Consider the following 16,340-nt stretch of genomic DNA (forward strand, 5'->3'; position numbering starts at 1 on the left):
GGAACGCATGCGAGTAGGTCGTCTGCGGGGCGCAAGAAGCGCTGGGGTGGTTGTGAGTGGCAGTTCCCGGGGTCTAGAGGAAATCGTAGAAATTGGCCCAGTAGGCGGCGATGCAGCTCGCGATCCAGGTGGTGACGATGAGCCACGAAATAGCGCCGAACTTTTTGCGCGAATGGATCTCCCAGCGAAAGCCGCGAAGCGTCAACAGCGCCAAGATGACCAGTGCGACTATGGGACCCGCACGGCGATCCCGCACTGCGTAGAGCATCACCGGAGCGACGAACGCCACGACATGCACGACTAGGACGATCAGCACCGGCCACAGGCTCGAATCGCGTAAGTAGGGCATGATCCACATGTCGACACCCTGGGGATTCTCGCTGTCGGAAACAGGCTCGTCGCTGACTTTGTCGTGAGGAACTTCTCGTAGACTGGTCATCGGACACAATCTATCAACCGCAGGCGTCGGTCGCACGGATCCATGCGATGGCCTGTGAGAATCACCGGGGTTGCGGGGGATACAGGAATTCGATGCTGTCTTATCGACAACCCAACGGGCCTCAGCGCATTGTCTGCTTGACCGAGGAACCGACTGAAATCCTGTACAGCCTGGGACAGGGCGATCGCGTGGTCGGCATCAGCGCCTACACCGTGCGTCCCCCCGAGGCCAAGCGCGAAAAGCCGGTGGTCTCGGCCTTCGTCGGGGGTAGCGTGTCCAAGATTGCGGCGCTGCGTCCCGACCTCGTGATCGGCTTTTCGGACATCCAGGCCGACCTCGCCCGGGATTTGATCGCTGCCAACTTGCCCGTGTTGATTTTCAACCAGCGCAGCATTCAAGAAATCCTCGACGTCATCGTCGATCTCGGCAGCCTGGTGCATTGTCGCAAGGCGGCCCAGCAGATGGTTGCGCAGTACGTCTCGCATTTGGAAGCTGTACACGAACGAGCTGAGGCGCGCGCCGATCGGCCCCGGGTTTATTTCGAAGAGTGGGACGACCCGATGATCTGCGGGATTCGCTGGGTGAGTGAACTGATCGAAATTGCGGGAGGCAAGGACATCTTCAGCGAACGCGCCCAAGGCAAACTCGCCAAGGAGCGCTTTGTCGACGAAAAAGAGGTGCTTGCGGCGGACCCCGAGATCATGTTGGCCAGTTGGTGTGGCAAACCGTTGGATGTGGCATCGGTTCGCGCGCGCAAGACGATGGGAAGTATTTCGGCGCTGCAAACCCGCCGGTTGTTCGAAGTGCCACCCGAGATCATTTTGCAACCCGGTCCCGCCTGTTTGACCGACGGTCTCGATCGCCTGGAACAAATCATCTCCGGGGAGGTCGATCCTTGAAGGGTCGGGAGTCGACTGTTGACTAGCCGAAGAGAAAATTCGCGTTGAAATCATTTGGCACCATCGCGGTCGTGGGCACCTCGCTTGCGGGCCTGCGCGCCATCGAAGCTTTGCGGCGCGAAGGCTATCCGGGGCGAATCTGTGCGATCGGCGAAGAACCGTGCATGCCCTACGACCGTCCCCCACTCTCGAAGCAGTTTCTGAAGGGCGACTGGGATGCGGACAAGATCGTTCTGCACCACGAACTCGCCGACGACGAAGGAATTGAATGGATGCTCGCGCGTCGCGTGACCGCGCTCGATCCAGGGGCCAGGCGACTCGTGTTTGAAGCTGGAGACACCCTTGACTACGACGGGTTGATCATCGCGACGGGAGCTCGGGCGCGCAAATTCCCGAATGCCCCGGATCTCGAGGGCATCTTTGTTCTGCGCACCCTGGCCGACGCGGAAGCCTTGCGTCACGCCCTCGAATCTAAGCCTCGGGTCGCCGTGATCGGGGCCGGTTTCATTGGCATGGAAGTGGCGGCCAGTTGTCGCGAACGCGGTCTCGAAGTGACGGTGGTCGAATTTCTCGACACGCCACTCGTGCGGGGTCTGGGGTGCGTTCTCGGGGAACACGTAGCCGGTGTGTTTCGCGAGCGTGGAGTCGAAGTGCGATGCGGTGTCGGGGTCAAAGGTTTTGTGGGCAAAGAGCGGGTCGAGGCACTCGAGTTGGAGGACGGCACTCGCGTTGAAGCGGAGGTCGTGGTGGTGGGTATCGGAGCCACTCCTGCGACGGAGTGGCTCGAGGGGTCGGGGCTCGCCTTGGACAATGGAGTTTTGTGTGACGAGTTTTGCGCGGCCGCTGCTCCAGATGTTGTCGTGGCCGGAGACGTCGCGCGCTGGCGCGATCCCCGCACGGGGCTCGCGACCCGGGTCGAACACTGGACGAACGCCGTCGAGCAGAGCGTGCACGCAGCGCGGCGTCTACTCCTCGGAGAGGAAGTTGGGCCCTTTGAACATGTCCCCTATGTCTGGACGGATCAATTCGACTTGCGCATTCAGATCGCGGGCGAGGTGCGCGAGGGCGATAAAATGCGCGTGGGTCTCGGGAGCCTCGAAGCGGGGCGCTGCCTCGTGTTGTTCGGTCGCGAGGGCAAGCTCACCGGAGCTGTGGGCTTCAAGCGCGCGCGTCAAGTCAACGAATTTCGCGACCTGATCGGCCAGGGGATTGGCTGGGACGCCGCCGTAGCTAGATTGGACGGTTGAGGCCGCTAGATCTTCCGCCAATGAGTTTCGAGGATGCTAGCTGCCGCTTCTTCTTGGCGACTTACGCGCCCTTCGGCTTCGAGCTTGACGAGGTGTGCGGTCACGGACTGTCCCGCGGCGGGGAAGAGCGTTTCCGGATAGCCGACATAGATCGTGCGAACGATCTCGATCACCTTGCGTGTCTCTGCTCCGAGGGCGGCCAGGATTTGCACCTCCCGGGCGAGTCGATGCTCGATATATTCGCGGACCTTGGCCGGACCATTCTCGATGCAGGGACCGTGAGCGGGATAGATCCGCTTTAGCGGTTCGCTCTCCAGTCGCCCAAGGGATTCCATGTAGTCAGTGAGGCTGCCGCTCTCCGCCGGGATCACGGTGGTGCCGATCCCCAGGACGTTGTCGCCAGAAAACACGGCCGACTCTTCTTCGAGCACGAAGCATAGATGATCCGGGCAGTGTCCCGGTGTGTGAAGCCCGCGCAGGGTGGCACCTTCCGTCTTGATCACCGAGCCGTCGTCAATTGGCGTAATCTCGAACGGATAGAGCGCGTCGGTTTCGGGCCACGGGCGTTTGCTGACCTGCATGGTGCCAAAGCGCTTCAGGATGCTCTCGACGCCACCAATGTGATCCGGGTGACCGTGAGTGAGGACGATCTCCTGTAGGCCTTCGCATTCTGCACGCTCGAGCGCCTGCTCGAGAATGGGCAGATACGCTTCGCGACCGTCTCCCGTGTCGAGGAGGATCCGTTGTTTGCCCGTTCCGATGAGATAGGTGTTGGTTCCGGGACCCGTGAATGCGCTCGGGTTCTGACCCAGGGCAACCACGACTCGCTCCGACCAGACGTCGACGTCCGGCAGCGTGGAGCCCAGTAATATCGGGGGGGCATCGCTCATCGAAGCGTCCTCGCTGCCGCGTTGCACGCCATCACTCTTCTCCGGGTCGAAATTTAAGCGAGACGGAGTTTATGCAATAGCGCAAGCCCGTCGGGTCGGGACCGTCTGGGAACACGTGTCCCAGATGGGAATCGCATCGGCTGCAGGTGACTTCGACCCGGCGCATGCCGTGGCTGATGTCTTCGATTTCGGTGATGCACGCGTCGGAGTCGGGCTGCGAGAAACTCGGCCAGCCGGTTCCAGAGTCGAACTTGGCCTCCGATCCGAAGAGTTCTCCATCACAGCAGCGGCACAAGTATCTGCCGGCTGCCTTGTTGTCGACAAGCTCACCCGAAAATGCGGCCTCGGTTCCCTTCATGCGACACACGGCGAATTCTTCCCCGCTGAGTTCCTTGCGCCACTCTTCGTCGCTTCGTTCAATCTTGTCGGCCATGGATGCTCCCTCTATCGAACTCATATCGAACTCAGTCTACTTCTAAAGCGCTTTCTCGAGCTCACGCAAGAGTTCAATATACTGCGGGTCGAGGGGCAACTCCAACGCGAGTGCGCGCCCCCTCGAGCTCATCTTTCGCAGGGTTTTGATGCCGACGTTTCGCATCTTCTCCGGGTCGAGTCTGCCGGCGAGTTCGACCAGCTGGGTTTCGAAGAACACGAGACACAGAGCGTCTTCGAGAGTCTGGGCGTCTGGGTTCTGGACCAGATTCTTGCGCAAGATGATTCGGCTGACGCTTTCGATGACAGAGGCTTCGTAGCCACACGCCTCGAGAATATGCGCGGTCTCGTCTGCGTGTTGCTGCTTGAGCGCCTGCCGCCACACCAGATATCCGCTGCGCCCTTCTGGATAGTCGTTGCGCGGAAGTGACCAGCGGCGCAGATGGTGGGCACGGGCTGCGAGTTGCAAGGCTTCACTCGGCTGCTCGTCGAGACGTGCGACCCACTCACTGGCCAGGTCGGCGTGGCCTAGTTCCTTGGGGCGAACGACACCGCGCACTTCGATCTGATGCGGATCGTCGGCGTTGACGCGATCAATCTCAGCAACCGCTCGCTCGAAGCGCATGCGATTCATGGCGTTCAGTCCTCGTACTCGACCTCACAGACCTGGGTCGTGGGCTTGGCCTGACAGGTGAGTACCCAACCCTCATTGATCTCTGCGTCGGTAAGTGCCTCGTGGGTGGCCATGAATACTTCACCCTCGCGAAGTTTGGCCATGCAGCAGCTGCAATAGCCGTCTTGACACGAGTACGGGACATCGAGTTCGGCACGCAGCGCCGCCTGCAGGATGGTTTCGCCCTCCTGATACTCGATGCTGTGGGCGGTCCCGTTCAGCAGGACCGTGATCTTGTTCGGAGCACCCGTGGCGAGGGGCTCTTCAACGCTTTCGCGCTCGCGGTCCGGGTCTACCGCCGAGATGAAGCGTTCGACGTGGATCTCTCCACCCGTGAGCGGCGCACTCTTGAGCACGCCCTCGATCGCGTCCATGAATGGGGTCGGGCCGCAGATATAAAAGTCCGAGTCGTGGCGACCTTCGATGTGTTGCTCGATCCCGCTCGCAGTCAAGAACCCACTCTCGGCATCGAGATGGTGAATCACTTGCAGACGCGTACCGAATTGTTCTTCGATGGCTTCGAGTTCGGCGCGAAAAATGATCGACTCCTCATCGCGGTTCGCGTAGAGCAACTTGACCGAGCGCTCGGTTTTGCGCAGTGCGTGCTTGAGCAGGGAAACCACCGGCGTAATGCCACTGCCCCCGCCAAACAGCATCAGGGGGCGTTGAGGGCCCGGGCGGTCGTGGAGAACGAAGGCGCCCGCGGCGGGCATCACGCGGATTCGATCCCCCGACTTCAGGTTTTCATTCATCCAGTTCGACATGCGGCCGTCGTCGACGCGCTTGACCGTAACCTTCGGTTTCTCTCCCCAACTCGCGGCGCTCGACAGGGAGTAACAGCGCTTGATCTGGAATCCCTCCCAGGGAATTTCGAAGGTGAAGAACTGACCGGATTGGTACTGGAACAGTTCCTCCAGTTTGCTCGGAATCTCGAAGATGAAGGAGTTTGCATCGGCTGTTTCTCGGATCACGTCATAGACGGTGATTTCGTGAAATTGATGGCGGGGATCGTTGCTCGCGTTTGGATTGCTCGGGGACACGTTGCCGACTCCGGTTGCTCAGCGCGCTCGCCGGGAATTGAGGCCAGGCTCCTGGGTATTGCGCGAAAATTTCGTGATCTAGAGGCCAAGCTTGGCGCGGCCGGAGCGCAGAGTAGGGCGATCTACGGCCCTCGGCCAGTGTCCGGGCAGGGGCCAGCGTGTACCCATCCGTACTTTGACCTCGACTCCCCGGCGAGGCATGATTGTGTCTCCGGAGCCCCCGTCCCCAGCGCTGCTGCTCCGAGCCGCGACGCGACCGCGCTGCGGCATTGATGGAGGACTGTGAAATGTTGGATGTCTTGATCAAGGGCGGAACGCTGATCGACGGGAGTGGAGACCCGGCTCGACCCGGTGACCTCGGCATTCTCGATGGTCGAATCGTCGGGGTCGGCGAGGTAGATCGTGAAGCGCGCAAGACAATCGACGCCTCGGGCAAAGTGGTTTCCCCCGGTTTCATCGACGTCCACACCCACTACGACGCCCAGGCCTTTTGGGATGGGACCCTGAGCCCGTCGCCTTATCACGGTGTGACCACAGTGATGGGTGGGAATTGCGGTTTCAGCATTGCACCCCTGACGCCCGAGGCCGGGGACTACCTGATGCGAATGCTGGCCCGGGTCGAGGGCATGCCCCTCGAAGCACTCCAACACGGCGTTCCCTGGGACTGGACTTCGTTTGAGGAATATCTCGCAAAGCTCGACAACAAACTCGCGGTCAACGCGGGCTTCATGGTCGGCCATTCGGCCTTGCGTCGCGTGGTGATGGGCGAGCGCGCGGTCGGGGAGAAGGCCACCCCCGACGAACTCGCGGAAATGGAGCGGCTGCTGGGGGAATCGCTTGCGGCCGGGGGAATGGGCTTCTCGTCGACCATCTCTCCGACCCACAACGACGCCGACGGCAAACCCGTTCCGTCCCGTCACGCCAGTCGCGAAGAGATGATTGCCCTGGCCCGGGTCGTACGCGATTACCCGGGGACGCTGCTCGAGTTTCTGCCCGGCATCGGTGCCTTCACCGACGAACAGAAGCAGTTGATGACGGACCTTTCCCTCGCCGCACAGCGCTCACTCAATTGGAACGTGCTCGCACCGGCGACCGGAGGGAGTGAGCTTGCCGAGGCGCAACTCTCGGCTACGGACTACGCCCGAGAGCGCGGAGCCGAAGTGCTGGCGCTCACGGTGCCCCAACCGATGACCGTGCGGATTAATCTGAAAGCGGGCTTTATTTTTGATGCGCTGTACCGCTGGGATGAGTTTTTTCGGCTGAGCATTTCCGAGCGAATCGAGATCTTGCGGGATCCGGCGAAGCGCGCGGCAATGGACGCCGACGCGCACTCCGAGGAGTCGGGAATCTTCCGCTTCTTTGCAAATTGGGCAAACATGACTGTCGACCAGGTCTTTTCAAAGGAGACCGAGCAGTACGCCGGACGCAAGATCGGGGACATCGCCAAGGAACTTGGCAAGTCCGACTTCGACACGATGATCGAAATTGCGATTGCCGACGATCTGCAGACCTACTTCATGCCGCCCTCGACGGGGGACGACGCCGAGACCTGGGCGCTGCGGGGTCGGATCTGGCAGGACGATCGCAGTGTCATCGGTGCATCGGATGCTGGTGCGCATCTCGACATGATCGACACATTCGCGTTCTCGACCCAGGTGCTCGGAAACGGAGTACGAGAGCAGGGGGTGATCGGAATCGAAGAAGCAATCCGGCAACTCACTTCGGTGCCTGCGGCGCTCTACGGTCTCATCGAGCGCGGTCGCCTCGAGCAGGGTTGGCATGCGGACGTGGTCGTTTTCGATCCCGAGACGGTCGGTGTCGGTGAAACCTATACGCGATTCGATCTTCCGGAGAATGCGGGGCGTCTGTACGCCGACGCGATCGGGATCGAGCACGTGTTTGTGAACGGTGTCGAGATCATCGAGGGCGCGAATCACACGGGCGAGTTCCCCGGAACAGTTTTGCGATCCGGTCGCGACACCGAAACTGTGGCAATTGGTCAGCGGGCCTAGCGGGCGTTAAGAAGAGAACCCCGGAAGCCAGAGCCACAGGGAAATCACCAGGCCGAGGATGAATCCGAGGCCGACGCCCCATCTGCGGTAGAACTGCATTGCGCGGTGCCGCAGAAAATCTCGCACCAGTTGCGGCTCGCGTCTTCGCATAGGCGGGAGCCGTCTTTGATTGTGGGTCTGACAATATAGACGCGGTGTGAGCAGCGGATGGATCATGCAAATGAACTCTGTTGCCTTGGTTGAGCTGTAGAGTTCTGCAAGAAATGTGTCGCGCCGTTCGGTGTCTTGGGACTGTTGGGGAAGTGAATTGGAGGCGCGGGTTTTGGGAGTGGGGTTGCGGGTTGGTTGCGGATGATGGGTGGGAGGGATTGTGGTAGTGGAGTTCCTATTGGTGGTGATTGGTGGGGGTGGGACCCGCTGTCGAATAGACCCCGTAAAGCGCCTGTAAGCAGTAGCGAAGCCTCATAGGACTCGGCACAGATGCCCCCAGAGTTGCCCCCATGGCGAGCTTGAATGGCACTGTGAGCACGCTCTTCATCGAGCCCGGAAATCCCCCTGGGAGAACGGCTATGTGGAGTCGTTCAACGGGAAGTGCCGGGACGAGCTGCTCAACGGGGAGATCTTCTAACGCTCGAGGAGGCTCGGGTCATCATCGAGCGGTGACGGAGTGGATAGTTCGGATTGCCACGCTTTCCTTTTAGTCCAGCTCTATTCGAGGGGCTCGATCCACGGTCGTGAGGCGAGGCGGGCCGGTTGCGGCGGTCAGGTCGCGCTCTTGGCGATCTGGTCGTCGATTTGTGGCAGCGGCCGAGTCATCTTTCCGTTGCCCAGGGCGAGCAAGGCCTTCGTCGAATTCTTGAAAGCGCGCATCGAGGCCGGAGAATACCGAGCGGTCATCAACCGACGTTATGCGCTCGACGAGATCGTTGCGGCCTATCGCTATGTGGAAACCAGTCAGAAGGTCGGGAACTTCGTGGTCGATGTGATATCCGGCGATCGGATTTCCGATTGCGATAGTGTCTGATGATGTCCGATCGCCGGCCGCAAGAATCGCTTTGGCGATTTGTCCGACTCGTTGGCCTGTGCGCCGTCTCGATCGCGCAGCCGCTATTCGACGTGTTGGGTGCTGGGGCAGACTTTTTCGTCGCACACGGGTCGTTGCCAGGCGAAATCCTCTTGTTCGTCGCGTTTGTCTACCTCGGACTGCCCGCGGGCCTGTTCCTCGTAACACTCGTCGTGGGCGTACTGGGGGGGGGTGCCGCCTCGCTTGCGCGCGCATGCCTCGCCGGTGTTCTGATTGGTGTCACGGTCGGCTTTGCGTCCATGCGTCTATTCGATATCAATGGCTCAGTCGTCATCGCGGTGGAGATCGCGGCGGCCGGGATTGCCACGGTCGTCTACTTTACGAATCAGATGCTTCGCGGTTTCGCGAGTGTGATCGGGGTCTTGTCCCCTGGTATTCCACTTCTATTCCTTTGCTTTTCTCCGGTGGCCACCCTCGTTTGGACGCCCCCCACTGCACTTCCGCAGCACGGGTTTCGCGCGCCTGATACATCGGTACTGATACTGGTCTTCGACGAACTACCCTTGCTTTCCCTGGTGAATGAGTCTGGGCACATCGATTCGCAACGGCTACCAAACTTTGCGGATTTTGCCGGTGATGCGATTTGGTTCCGCAATGCCACCGCCGTCTCGGATGGAACGTCCCTTGCCATTCCTGCGATTCTGACGGGGCGTCGCGCAAACCAGAAACAACTCGCGAACGCCGACTCCCATCCCGAAAATCTGTTCACTCTTTTCGCACCGACCCACGAGATTCGAGCGCGGGAATCCTCGACTTCGATCTGCCCACCCGAGTTGTGCCGTCCCCTTCGCGTTCCTTTGCTGGAGCGCGCGATCGTCCTGATCGCCGACAGCACGGTGGTCGGATTGCGCACGCTACTCCCAACCCCGCTCACTCGCAGATTGCCCCAAGTCAATGATCGTTGGTCCAACTTTCTCGAGCGCACAGGCCGCACCGAATTATCGGAGATTTTCAGAGAATTCAGCAGATCCTTCTCTGCCGCAGAGGGCGCGACGCTCGGCTATCTACACGTGAATTTCCCCCATTCGCCCTGGGACCACCTGCCGAGTGGGCAGCGCTACGGAGCGCCCGATGTCGTGCGTTACCCATTTGGTCTAAGCAATGGCGTTTGGAAGACCGAACCAGAATTTGCGCATCGCGGCTTGCAGAGACATATGTTGCAGGTGGGGTACGCGGATCGACTGTTGGGCGAATTGGTCGCGCACCTGAAACAGAAGAGTCTCTACGACGAAACCCTCCTCGTCGTGGTGTCCGATCACGGGGTGAGCTTCGAACCGGGCGAACCGTGGCGCAGCGCGACCCCACGCAATCACGTCGAATTGATGGCGATCCCGTTCTTCATCAAGGCACCCCACCAGCGCCGGGGTACGATAAGTGATCGAAACGTCGAAACCATCGACGTTCTTCCCACGATCGTAGATCTCATCGGAATGAAGCTCCCGTGGTACGTCGACGGGCAGTCGGCTCTCGACGCCTCACTCGAGGAACGGCCAGTAAAGGAGATCTTGAAATTCGGCTACGCGAAGTCCCTGTATTTCGATGCCGTGCTCAGCGACTGGCCCCGGGCCCTGACATCGAGGATGCGACGGACCTCTGCAGGTGGACAGCAGGACGGGTTCTTTGACGTTGGACCCTATGTGGAAATCGTTGGCCGGCATCTCGATCAAATGACCTCCGAGCAAATTCCGGCGAGTCTGACCGAAGTACTTCTCGATGATCCAACAGCATTCGACTCCGTCGATTTGTCGGGAGAGATTCTTCCGGTTCACATCACGGGAAGTCTTCGCTCGGAGGCTCACTTGCCGGAGGCATTGGCGTTTGTTCTCAATGGAGTCGTGCGGGCTACGTCGACTCCGTTCGTCGACCCCTCTCGGGATTCACCAGGGCAGCTGCGATTTGAGGTGCTGATTCCACAAACTGCCCTCGTCTCCGGATCGAATCGTCTCGAGATCCTGGCGATCGAAGGGGCAGCCGAGGGGCTTCGTTTTGCCGCCTTGCTGCCGGGCGAGCGTCCGAGTTACACCGTCGAAGTTACATCTGATGCCGGTGTTGCGCTGCGTCGCTCGGACGGCGCTAGCCTCTCCGTTCGAGTGGATGGCAGTCAAGGCCGCCTCGAGGTTGTGAAGGGCGCCGGCGGGTTCGTGGACATCGAAGGCTACGCCTTCGTGAAGTCCGAGGGTCGCTTTTACGTTCCAGAACGGTTCATCGTGTTCATCGATGGAGACTACGTCTATCAGGGTGCGCAGAATCGCATGCGCGCCGAGTTTGCGCGTCAGCACCGAAACGACGGCGTTGCGCGCTGCGGTTTCACGTTTCGCTTGGCCTACGAAGGTGCGTCACGCCTCGCGCCCCAGGACGTCGTGGTCTACGCGCTGTTCGACGAAGCCGGTGCGCCGTATGTGACCGCACTCGAGTGAGACGAGCATGCGCAACGCAGGCAAAGCCGCGATGAGCTGCTGAGGAAGGCATTCGATCTGACCCGCGCATCCGGCTGCAACAGGCTTGTCTCTCGGCCGAATTGTGGTGTCGAACCGCTGCGTTCGAGAGCGCTCAATCGACGCTCTGCGTTCATGACAATCACGAGGCGATCATTCACAATCCGTTGACCGTCCAGCGACGTCAGTCAACTGACGACAATCAATAGACAAAGGTAACAGGAGAGTGGCATGGCGGGTCTCAAGACCGTTGATGCAATGAACGATCTCAGGATGTCGGAGGCTGCGAAGCCGCTTTTCGTCAAAGTGCGGATAGTTCGGATTGCCACTCTTGCCTCTTAGTCCAGCTCTATTCGAGGGGCTCGATCTACGGTCGTGAGGCGAGGCGGCGGGATCAGTCTCGGTTGCCGAAGCGAGCGATGGCCAGGGTGACTGCGAGGCCCGCGATGGCGAGTCCGAGGGATCCCGCAACTTGACCCTGGCTGGGGTCGAAGCGAAGGAGTGGCCAGTCTTTGGGGTCGATTTCCGCGCGGGATTCGACAGTGACGATGCGGCCTTTGATCAGGGATCCGATTTCGGGTTCGACCGGGTATTGAAAGGGCCAGAGACCGACGACGGCACCCAGCAACAGGCCCAGTAGCGCGCCGAGGGTTGCCTTGGCGTATCGGTCGAGCAGCCAACGAAGCAGATTCGATACACCGACGATGCCGATCACGACGCCGATCCCCACCGGGATCACGACCGTCATGGATTCCAGAATCAAATCGATATCCGGTCCGCCGAGCAGACCTCGCTTGAGGGTGTCGATCGAGCCGAGGATTGATTCGTATTGTCCGAGGATCAGCAGCAAATAGCCGCCACTGACTCCGGGCAGGATCATGGCCGACGCGCCCGCGAGGCCCGAGAGGAACAAGAACATGCTGCTCGCGTCGCCGCCGTTTCCGCCAGTGCCCAACCCCAACTGCATGGCGACCATGAAGAGAAACGAACCGATCGCTCCGGCGAAGACAGCGGGTGTCGCGGGCTTCGCCAGGCGCCACACGAGGGGCAGTCCGCCGAGGGTCAGTCCAATGAATATGCTGTACATGATCCAGCGCTGCTCGATCACCAGGCTGCGCATCAGACCCGCGAGCAACAAGATCGCGAGGGCCGCAGAGACCACGATCGTACCGAGCAACACCATCGACCGCGGACGGAACTTGAACGTCGTTACTTCGGCGATCGCGGAGATGAAGTGAGGATAGACTCCGGCAGCGAGCAGCATGGTCCCGCCGCTGATGCCCGGAACGAGATTCGCCAGGCCCATCAGAACACCGCCAATGGATCCTCGGGTTGCCAGGTTGGCAAGCGAACCTTTGTCCTCTGCATTTTCCCCGGAGTCGTCCTGGGTAGGGTCGGTTTCAGAGGTCATTCAGAAAAATGCTCCTGCCGTGCGCGTGGAGAATCAAGGGCGAGCTATTCTAGCCCCCGTTGAAATACCATGTTTCGCGGGAAGGGGCCCATCGTGTGCGGACGTTTTACCCTGACGAGTTCGAGTGAAGCACTCGCGGCGGACTTTGAAGTCTCCGAAGTCGAGCGGTTCGAACCTCGCTTCAACATCGCTCCGAGTCAAGAGATCGCGGTGGTGCGCGAAGCGGAATCGGGTGCCCGCGAGTGCGTCGCACTGCGTTGGGGCATGATTCCCGCCTGGGCCAAAGACCCGAAGACATCCCACGCACCGATCAATGCGCGCAGCGAAACCGCCGCCAGCAAGCCGACCTTTCGCAAGGCCATGTCACACAGACGCTGCCTGGTGCCCGCGAGTGGCTTCTATGAATGGCGCGGCAAGGGCGGGGCCAAGCAGGCGTATTATTTTCGCATGCAAGAGCGCGAGTTGTTTGCGATCGCGGGCATCTTCGAGCTTTGGCGCGGGGAGGGGGGCGAGATCCTCGAAACCGTGGCTTTGCTCACCAGCGAAGCCAACGCGGTGGTGGCCCCAGTCCATGCCCGCATGCCGGTGATCCTGGCGAAGTCGAATTACAAGCGCTGGTTGGACCGGGAAAACCGCGACAGCGCGTCGATTGCAGATCTCATGACCCCGTGCCCCGTCGATTGGGTCGAGTCGTTCGCCGTGAGTTCAAAGGTGAACAACCCGCGGTTCGATGAGCCGGCCTGCATCGAGCCGATCTAAATAAAACGGATCGTTGCAACTGCGCCATCGGCTCGATAGTTTCCCGAAAAAGTCATTCGACAAATGCGCGCCGTCCGCAATCGGGAATTGACCTCGTGTACGAGCGGAGGTTTTTTACTTTCTCGCATTCGATAGGAATTCAAATCTGGTGGACTTCACCGAATGACACCCGGCGGAGGGTGGAGCACGATGTTCTTGGGGGGAGAGCCAGATGACACGCGCCCAGATCGCGAGGGTCGATGGGGATGAACCGCTTGGTCCGAGTATACGACTGGCCACTCGACTGAGTCGAGACGAGGCCTTCGCAGCCGTCGTGGATCATGGATCGACGATGCGTGAATTGACCGCAAGGATTCGCAGGGCCGCAAAGAGTCGAGCATCGCTGTTGTTTCGCGGAGAACCGGGCTGCGGTCGGCGCGCGATGGCGAGGCTCGTTCACGAACTCTCGTCTCGTGCGGAAATGACATTCGTAAGGCTCGACTGCGCCGCGATGTCTGCCCAGCGTCTCGAGGCGGAGTTGTTTGGCGTGAAGCGCGGGGCGTATGTCGGCGCCGAACGAGATCGAGAGGGACTACTGCAGGCCGCCCATCGCGGCACGCTGCTGCTCGAGAACGTGAGCGAGATTGGCGCTGGGTTTCAGCCCAAGCTTCAGGAGTTTTTGAGCGTCGGGGAATTCCACCGGGTCGGGGATCGCTGGGGAACGCGACGCGTGGATGTTCGCATGATTGCGACGACCGGCGAAGCACTCGACGATGTCGTGGCCAAGGGACGTTTTCGGCGGGACCTCTGCGACCGGCTGAGCGTGATCTCCCTCGACGTTCCGAGTCTGCGAAGACATCCCGAGGACATTCCGTCCCTGCTCGAGCATTTTGGCGATGTGCTCACCGAGGGCAGGGGGATCACCTTTGATCCGGCGGTGTTCGAGGTTCTGCTCGGGTATCCCTGGCCGGGTAACGTGCGGGAACTCCAAAACGCCGTGGAATGTGGCTTCGTACTCGGCGATGGGAAGCGTATCCAACTCGAGGATCTTCCGGTTTCAATTCGAGAGTTTGCTGGAATAGATGGTGTTGAAATCGAAGTCGCCGAACGAAGCGGGGGTCGATCCTCGACGACCCGCTCGGGCTCGACCCAACAAGGCAAAGGCTCCCGCCAACTGCCCGCGAGAGTGCTAAACCTGCTCGCATGAACGATGGAGCTGAGGCGGACGCTCCCGCCGTGCACGCCGCAACGCAGCTGGGCAGCGACGCGCCCGGAGTTCGCTCTGGCCGCAATCGTTTGCGCCGCATTCTACTCGCGATCATTGCGCTGCTGTACCTCGTGTCGGTGCCGTGGTATCGCGATGCCGATGCACCCCTGCAGATTGTGTTCGGACTGCCCGATTGGGTCGCCGTGGCGGTCGGCTGCTACGTCGGAGTCGCAATCCTCAACGCCATTGCGTGGATGTTGACCGATATTTCAGACACATCGGATCCCGTCGAAGACAGCGGCGACAACTCCGCGAACAGCGCAGAGAATCATGCCTACAACGCTGCCGTGTCTTCGAGCCGAGGCGCGTCATGAGCTTTGGCGAACTAGGAACCCTGGCCCTCGTGGTCTATCTCGTCGTCCTGGTCAGCATTGCGGAGGTCGCGCGTCGGGCTCGTGTGGACGCCTCTCCCGGCGACCACTTCCTGGCCGGGCGCGATCTGGGAACCATGGTGCTTTTCCTCACCCTCTACGCCACCGCGTACAGCGGCAATTCGCTGCTCGGGTATCCCGGGCGCGCCTATGCGAGCGGTTATTCGTTCATCATGTCGACGGGCTTCATGATGTCGATCATCGTCGTGTTTCATTTGCTGGCGCCCAAGCTGCGACCGGCGGCTACCACTCACGGTTTTGTCACTCCGGGCGACTGGATCCGCCACCGCTTTGGTACCGGAGGAAACGCCCGGGGAGAGCGTGCGCTGGTATTGGCCGTGGGCAGCTTGATGTCCATCGCGCTGATGAATTTTTTGCTCGCGCAGCTCAAGGCGATGGGACACGTCGCGAGTGTAGTGACGGGTGAGGCCGTCCCGTACGAGGTCGGTGTCGTCGGACTCGCGGGTTTCATCCTGTTCTATGAAACCCGTGGCGGCATGCGCGCAGTGGCCTGGACCGACGCCGCCCAGGGAATTCTCATGTTGGTGGGCCTCGGTACCCTGTTTGCGTGGATCCTGGGTGGATCCGGGGGAATGGGGGCAGTGACGCTTGCTGTGTCGGAACTGCGCCCCGATGCCGTCGCAGTTCCCGACGCCATCGTCTGTGCGGGTTGGTTCAGTACGATCGCGCTGCTGGGTCTGGGCAGCGTCATCTATCCCCAGGCCATCCAGCGGATTTACGCAGCCCGCAATGGTCGCAGTCTGGCCAACTCCTTTGCGCTGATGAGTTTCATGCCGTTGGCCACCACCCTGGTCGTGACCCTGATCGGGATCGCCGCCATTCCGATCCTCAGCGATCTCGGAGCGCATGAAACCGACCAGGTCCTGCCGCGCTTGTTGGCGCAGTGGGCGGCGCCCGGCGGCGTCGGCCAATTCGGTGCGGTGATCGTGTTTGTCGGTGCATTGGCTGCGATCATGTCGACCGCCGACTCATGCTTGCTTTCCCTCGGCGCGATGATGGCGGGGGATCTGCTGGGCAACTCTGGCCGCGATCCGGCGGCGACCCTGCGCGGCAAACGATTCGCAGCGATTCTGTTGGTGGCGATGATTCCCGTAGCGCTTTCCGAAGGCGTATCACTTTGGCGACTGATTGAGTTGAAGATGGAGTTGTTGATCCAGTGCGTACCGGCGTTCTTGCTGGCGATTCATTGGCGCGATCAGCGGGCGGATGCGACCCTGGCCGGCCTGGTAGTGGGTACATTACTGAGCGTGGGCCTCACCTTTACCGATCATGCGCGAGTCTTGGGTGTGCACGCGGGCATCATCGGACTTGCAGTAAACACGGCCATCGTGGTCGTTGGCAGCAAAGTTTTGCGGGACGACTCAGGCGTTTGACCGAAGCG

The 16,340-nt window shown here is 60.6% G+C and carries 15 protein-coding genes and 1 pseudogene; 10 read left to right on the forward strand and 6 right to left on the reverse strand.

From position 1 onward, the window contains the following. Nucleotides 1-73 precede the first annotated feature (73 nt). Nucleotides 74-439 (reverse strand): hypothetical protein, encoded by a 366-nt coding sequence (locus IH881_01925; protein MCH7866424.1) that lies wholly within the window; start codon nt 437-439, stop codon nt 74-76. Between the two features lie 92 nt (nt 440-531). Between IH881_01925 and IH881_01930 the strand changes: the two genes are divergently transcribed. Together IH881_01930 and IH881_01935 are read left to right on the forward strand one after the other, a co-directional pair. Further along, nucleotides 532-1,338, forward strand: a complete 807-nt coding sequence (locus IH881_01930; protein MCH7866425.1) for a cobalamin-binding protein — start codon at nt 532-534, stop codon at nt 1,336-1,338. Nucleotides 1,339-1,382: 44 nt separating this feature from the next. Next, on the forward strand, nt 1,383-2,585 hold the full coding sequence (locus tag IH881_01935; GenBank protein ID MCH7866426.1) for an FAD-dependent oxidoreductase: 1,203 nt from the start codon (nt 1,383-1,385) through the stop codon (nt 2,583-2,585). 5 nt (nt 2,586-2,590) lie between these two features. Here the strand turns inward: IH881_01935 and IH881_01940 are convergent, their stop codons facing one another. Genes IH881_01940 through IH881_01955 form a run of 4 tightly spaced genes read right to left on the reverse strand, consistent with a single transcriptional unit; the run spans nt 2,591 to nt 5,620 of the window. Beyond that, on the reverse strand, nt 2,591-3,475 hold the full coding sequence (locus tag IH881_01940; protein MCH7866427.1) for a beta-lactamase-like protein 2: 885 nt from the start codon (nt 3,473-3,475) through the stop codon (nt 2,591-2,593). A 31-nt stretch (nt 3,476-3,506) separates the two neighbouring features. Continuing rightward, nucleotides 3,507-3,908 (reverse strand): peptide-methionine (R)-S-oxide reductase MsrB, encoded by a 402-nt coding sequence (msrB, locus tag IH881_01945; GenBank protein MCH7866428.1) that lies wholly within the window; start codon nt 3,906-3,908, stop codon nt 3,507-3,509. 42 nt (nt 3,909-3,950) lie between these two features. Continuing rightward, complete coding sequence (locus tag IH881_01950; protein ID MCH7866429.1) at nt 3,951-4,541, reverse strand: DUF4202 domain-containing protein; 591 nt, start codon at nt 4,539-4,541, stop codon at nt 3,951-3,953. 5 nt (nt 4,542-4,546) lie between these two features. After that, the gene (locus tag IH881_01955; GenBank protein MCH7866430.1) at nt 4,547-5,620 is read right to left on the reverse strand and encodes a ferredoxin--NADP reductase; all 1,074 of its coding nucleotides are present in this window, start codon (nt 5,618-5,620) and stop codon (nt 4,547-4,549) included. A 287-nt stretch (nt 5,621-5,907) separates the two neighbouring features. Here IH881_01955 and IH881_01960 point away from each other — a divergent pair, with 287 nt between their 5' ends. From IH881_01960 to IH881_01975, 4 genes and pseudogenes are all read left to right on the forward strand, one after another. Next, the gene (locus IH881_01960; GenBank protein ID MCH7866431.1) at nt 5,908-7,632 is read left to right on the forward strand and encodes an amidohydrolase family protein; all 1,725 of its coding nucleotides are present in this window, start codon (nt 5,908-5,910) and stop codon (nt 7,630-7,632) included. A 515-nt stretch (nt 7,633-8,147) separates the two neighbouring features. Then, nucleotides 8,148-8,289 (forward strand): annotated as a pseudogene (locus tag IH881_01965) (transposase). A 10-nt stretch (nt 8,290-8,299) separates the two neighbouring features. Further along, complete coding sequence (locus IH881_01970; GenBank protein ID MCH7866432.1) at nt 8,300-8,656, forward strand: zinc-binding dehydrogenase; 357 nt, start codon at nt 8,300-8,302, stop codon at nt 8,654-8,656. Then, entirely contained in the window at nt 8,656-11,133 is a 2,478-nt protein-coding gene (locus IH881_01975) for a sulfatase-like hydrolase/transferase (GenBank protein ID MCH7866433.1), read from the forward strand. The genes IH881_01970 and IH881_01975 overlap by 1 nt, the downstream gene beginning before the upstream one ends. A gap of 412 nt (nt 11,134-11,545) precedes the next feature. Here the strand turns inward: IH881_01975 and IH881_01980 are convergent, their stop codons facing one another. Beyond that, complete coding sequence (locus IH881_01980) at nt 11,546-12,562, reverse strand: DUF368 domain-containing protein (GenBank protein MCH7866434.1); 1,017 nt, start codon at nt 12,560-12,562, stop codon at nt 11,546-11,548. A 69-nt stretch (nt 12,563-12,631) separates the two neighbouring features. On the opposite strand from IH881_01980, the gene IH881_01985 reads away from it, so the two are divergent. From IH881_01985 to IH881_02000, 4 genes are all read left to right on the forward strand, one after another. Further along, nucleotides 12,632-13,321 carry an SOS response-associated peptidase gene (locus IH881_01985; GenBank protein MCH7866435.1) on the forward strand — a complete coding sequence of 230 codons (690 nt, stop codon included), beginning with the start codon at nt 12,632-12,634 and terminating at the stop codon, nt 13,319-13,321. Between the two features lie 211 nt (nt 13,322-13,532). Then, the gene (locus IH881_01990; GenBank protein MCH7866436.1) at nt 13,533-14,507 is read left to right on the forward strand and encodes a sigma-54-dependent Fis family transcriptional regulator; all 975 of its coding nucleotides are present in this window, start codon (nt 13,533-13,535) and stop codon (nt 14,505-14,507) included. Beyond that, complete coding sequence (locus IH881_01995) at nt 14,504-14,881, forward strand: hypothetical protein (protein ID MCH7866437.1); 378 nt, start codon at nt 14,504-14,506, stop codon at nt 14,879-14,881. Before IH881_01990 ends, IH881_01995 begins: the two co-directional genes overlap by 4 nt. Beyond that, nucleotides 14,878-16,332 (forward strand): sodium:solute symporter family protein, encoded by a 1,455-nt coding sequence (locus IH881_02000; GenBank protein ID MCH7866438.1) that lies wholly within the window; start codon nt 14,878-14,880, stop codon nt 16,330-16,332. The genes IH881_01995 and IH881_02000 overlap by 4 nt, the downstream gene beginning before the upstream one ends. Nucleotides 16,333-16,340 lie beyond the last annotated feature (8 nt).

The sequence above is a fragment of the Myxococcales bacterium genome (assembly GCA_022563535.1).
GTDB lineage: Bacteria > Myxococcota_A > UBA9160 > UBA9160 > UBA4427 > DUBZ01.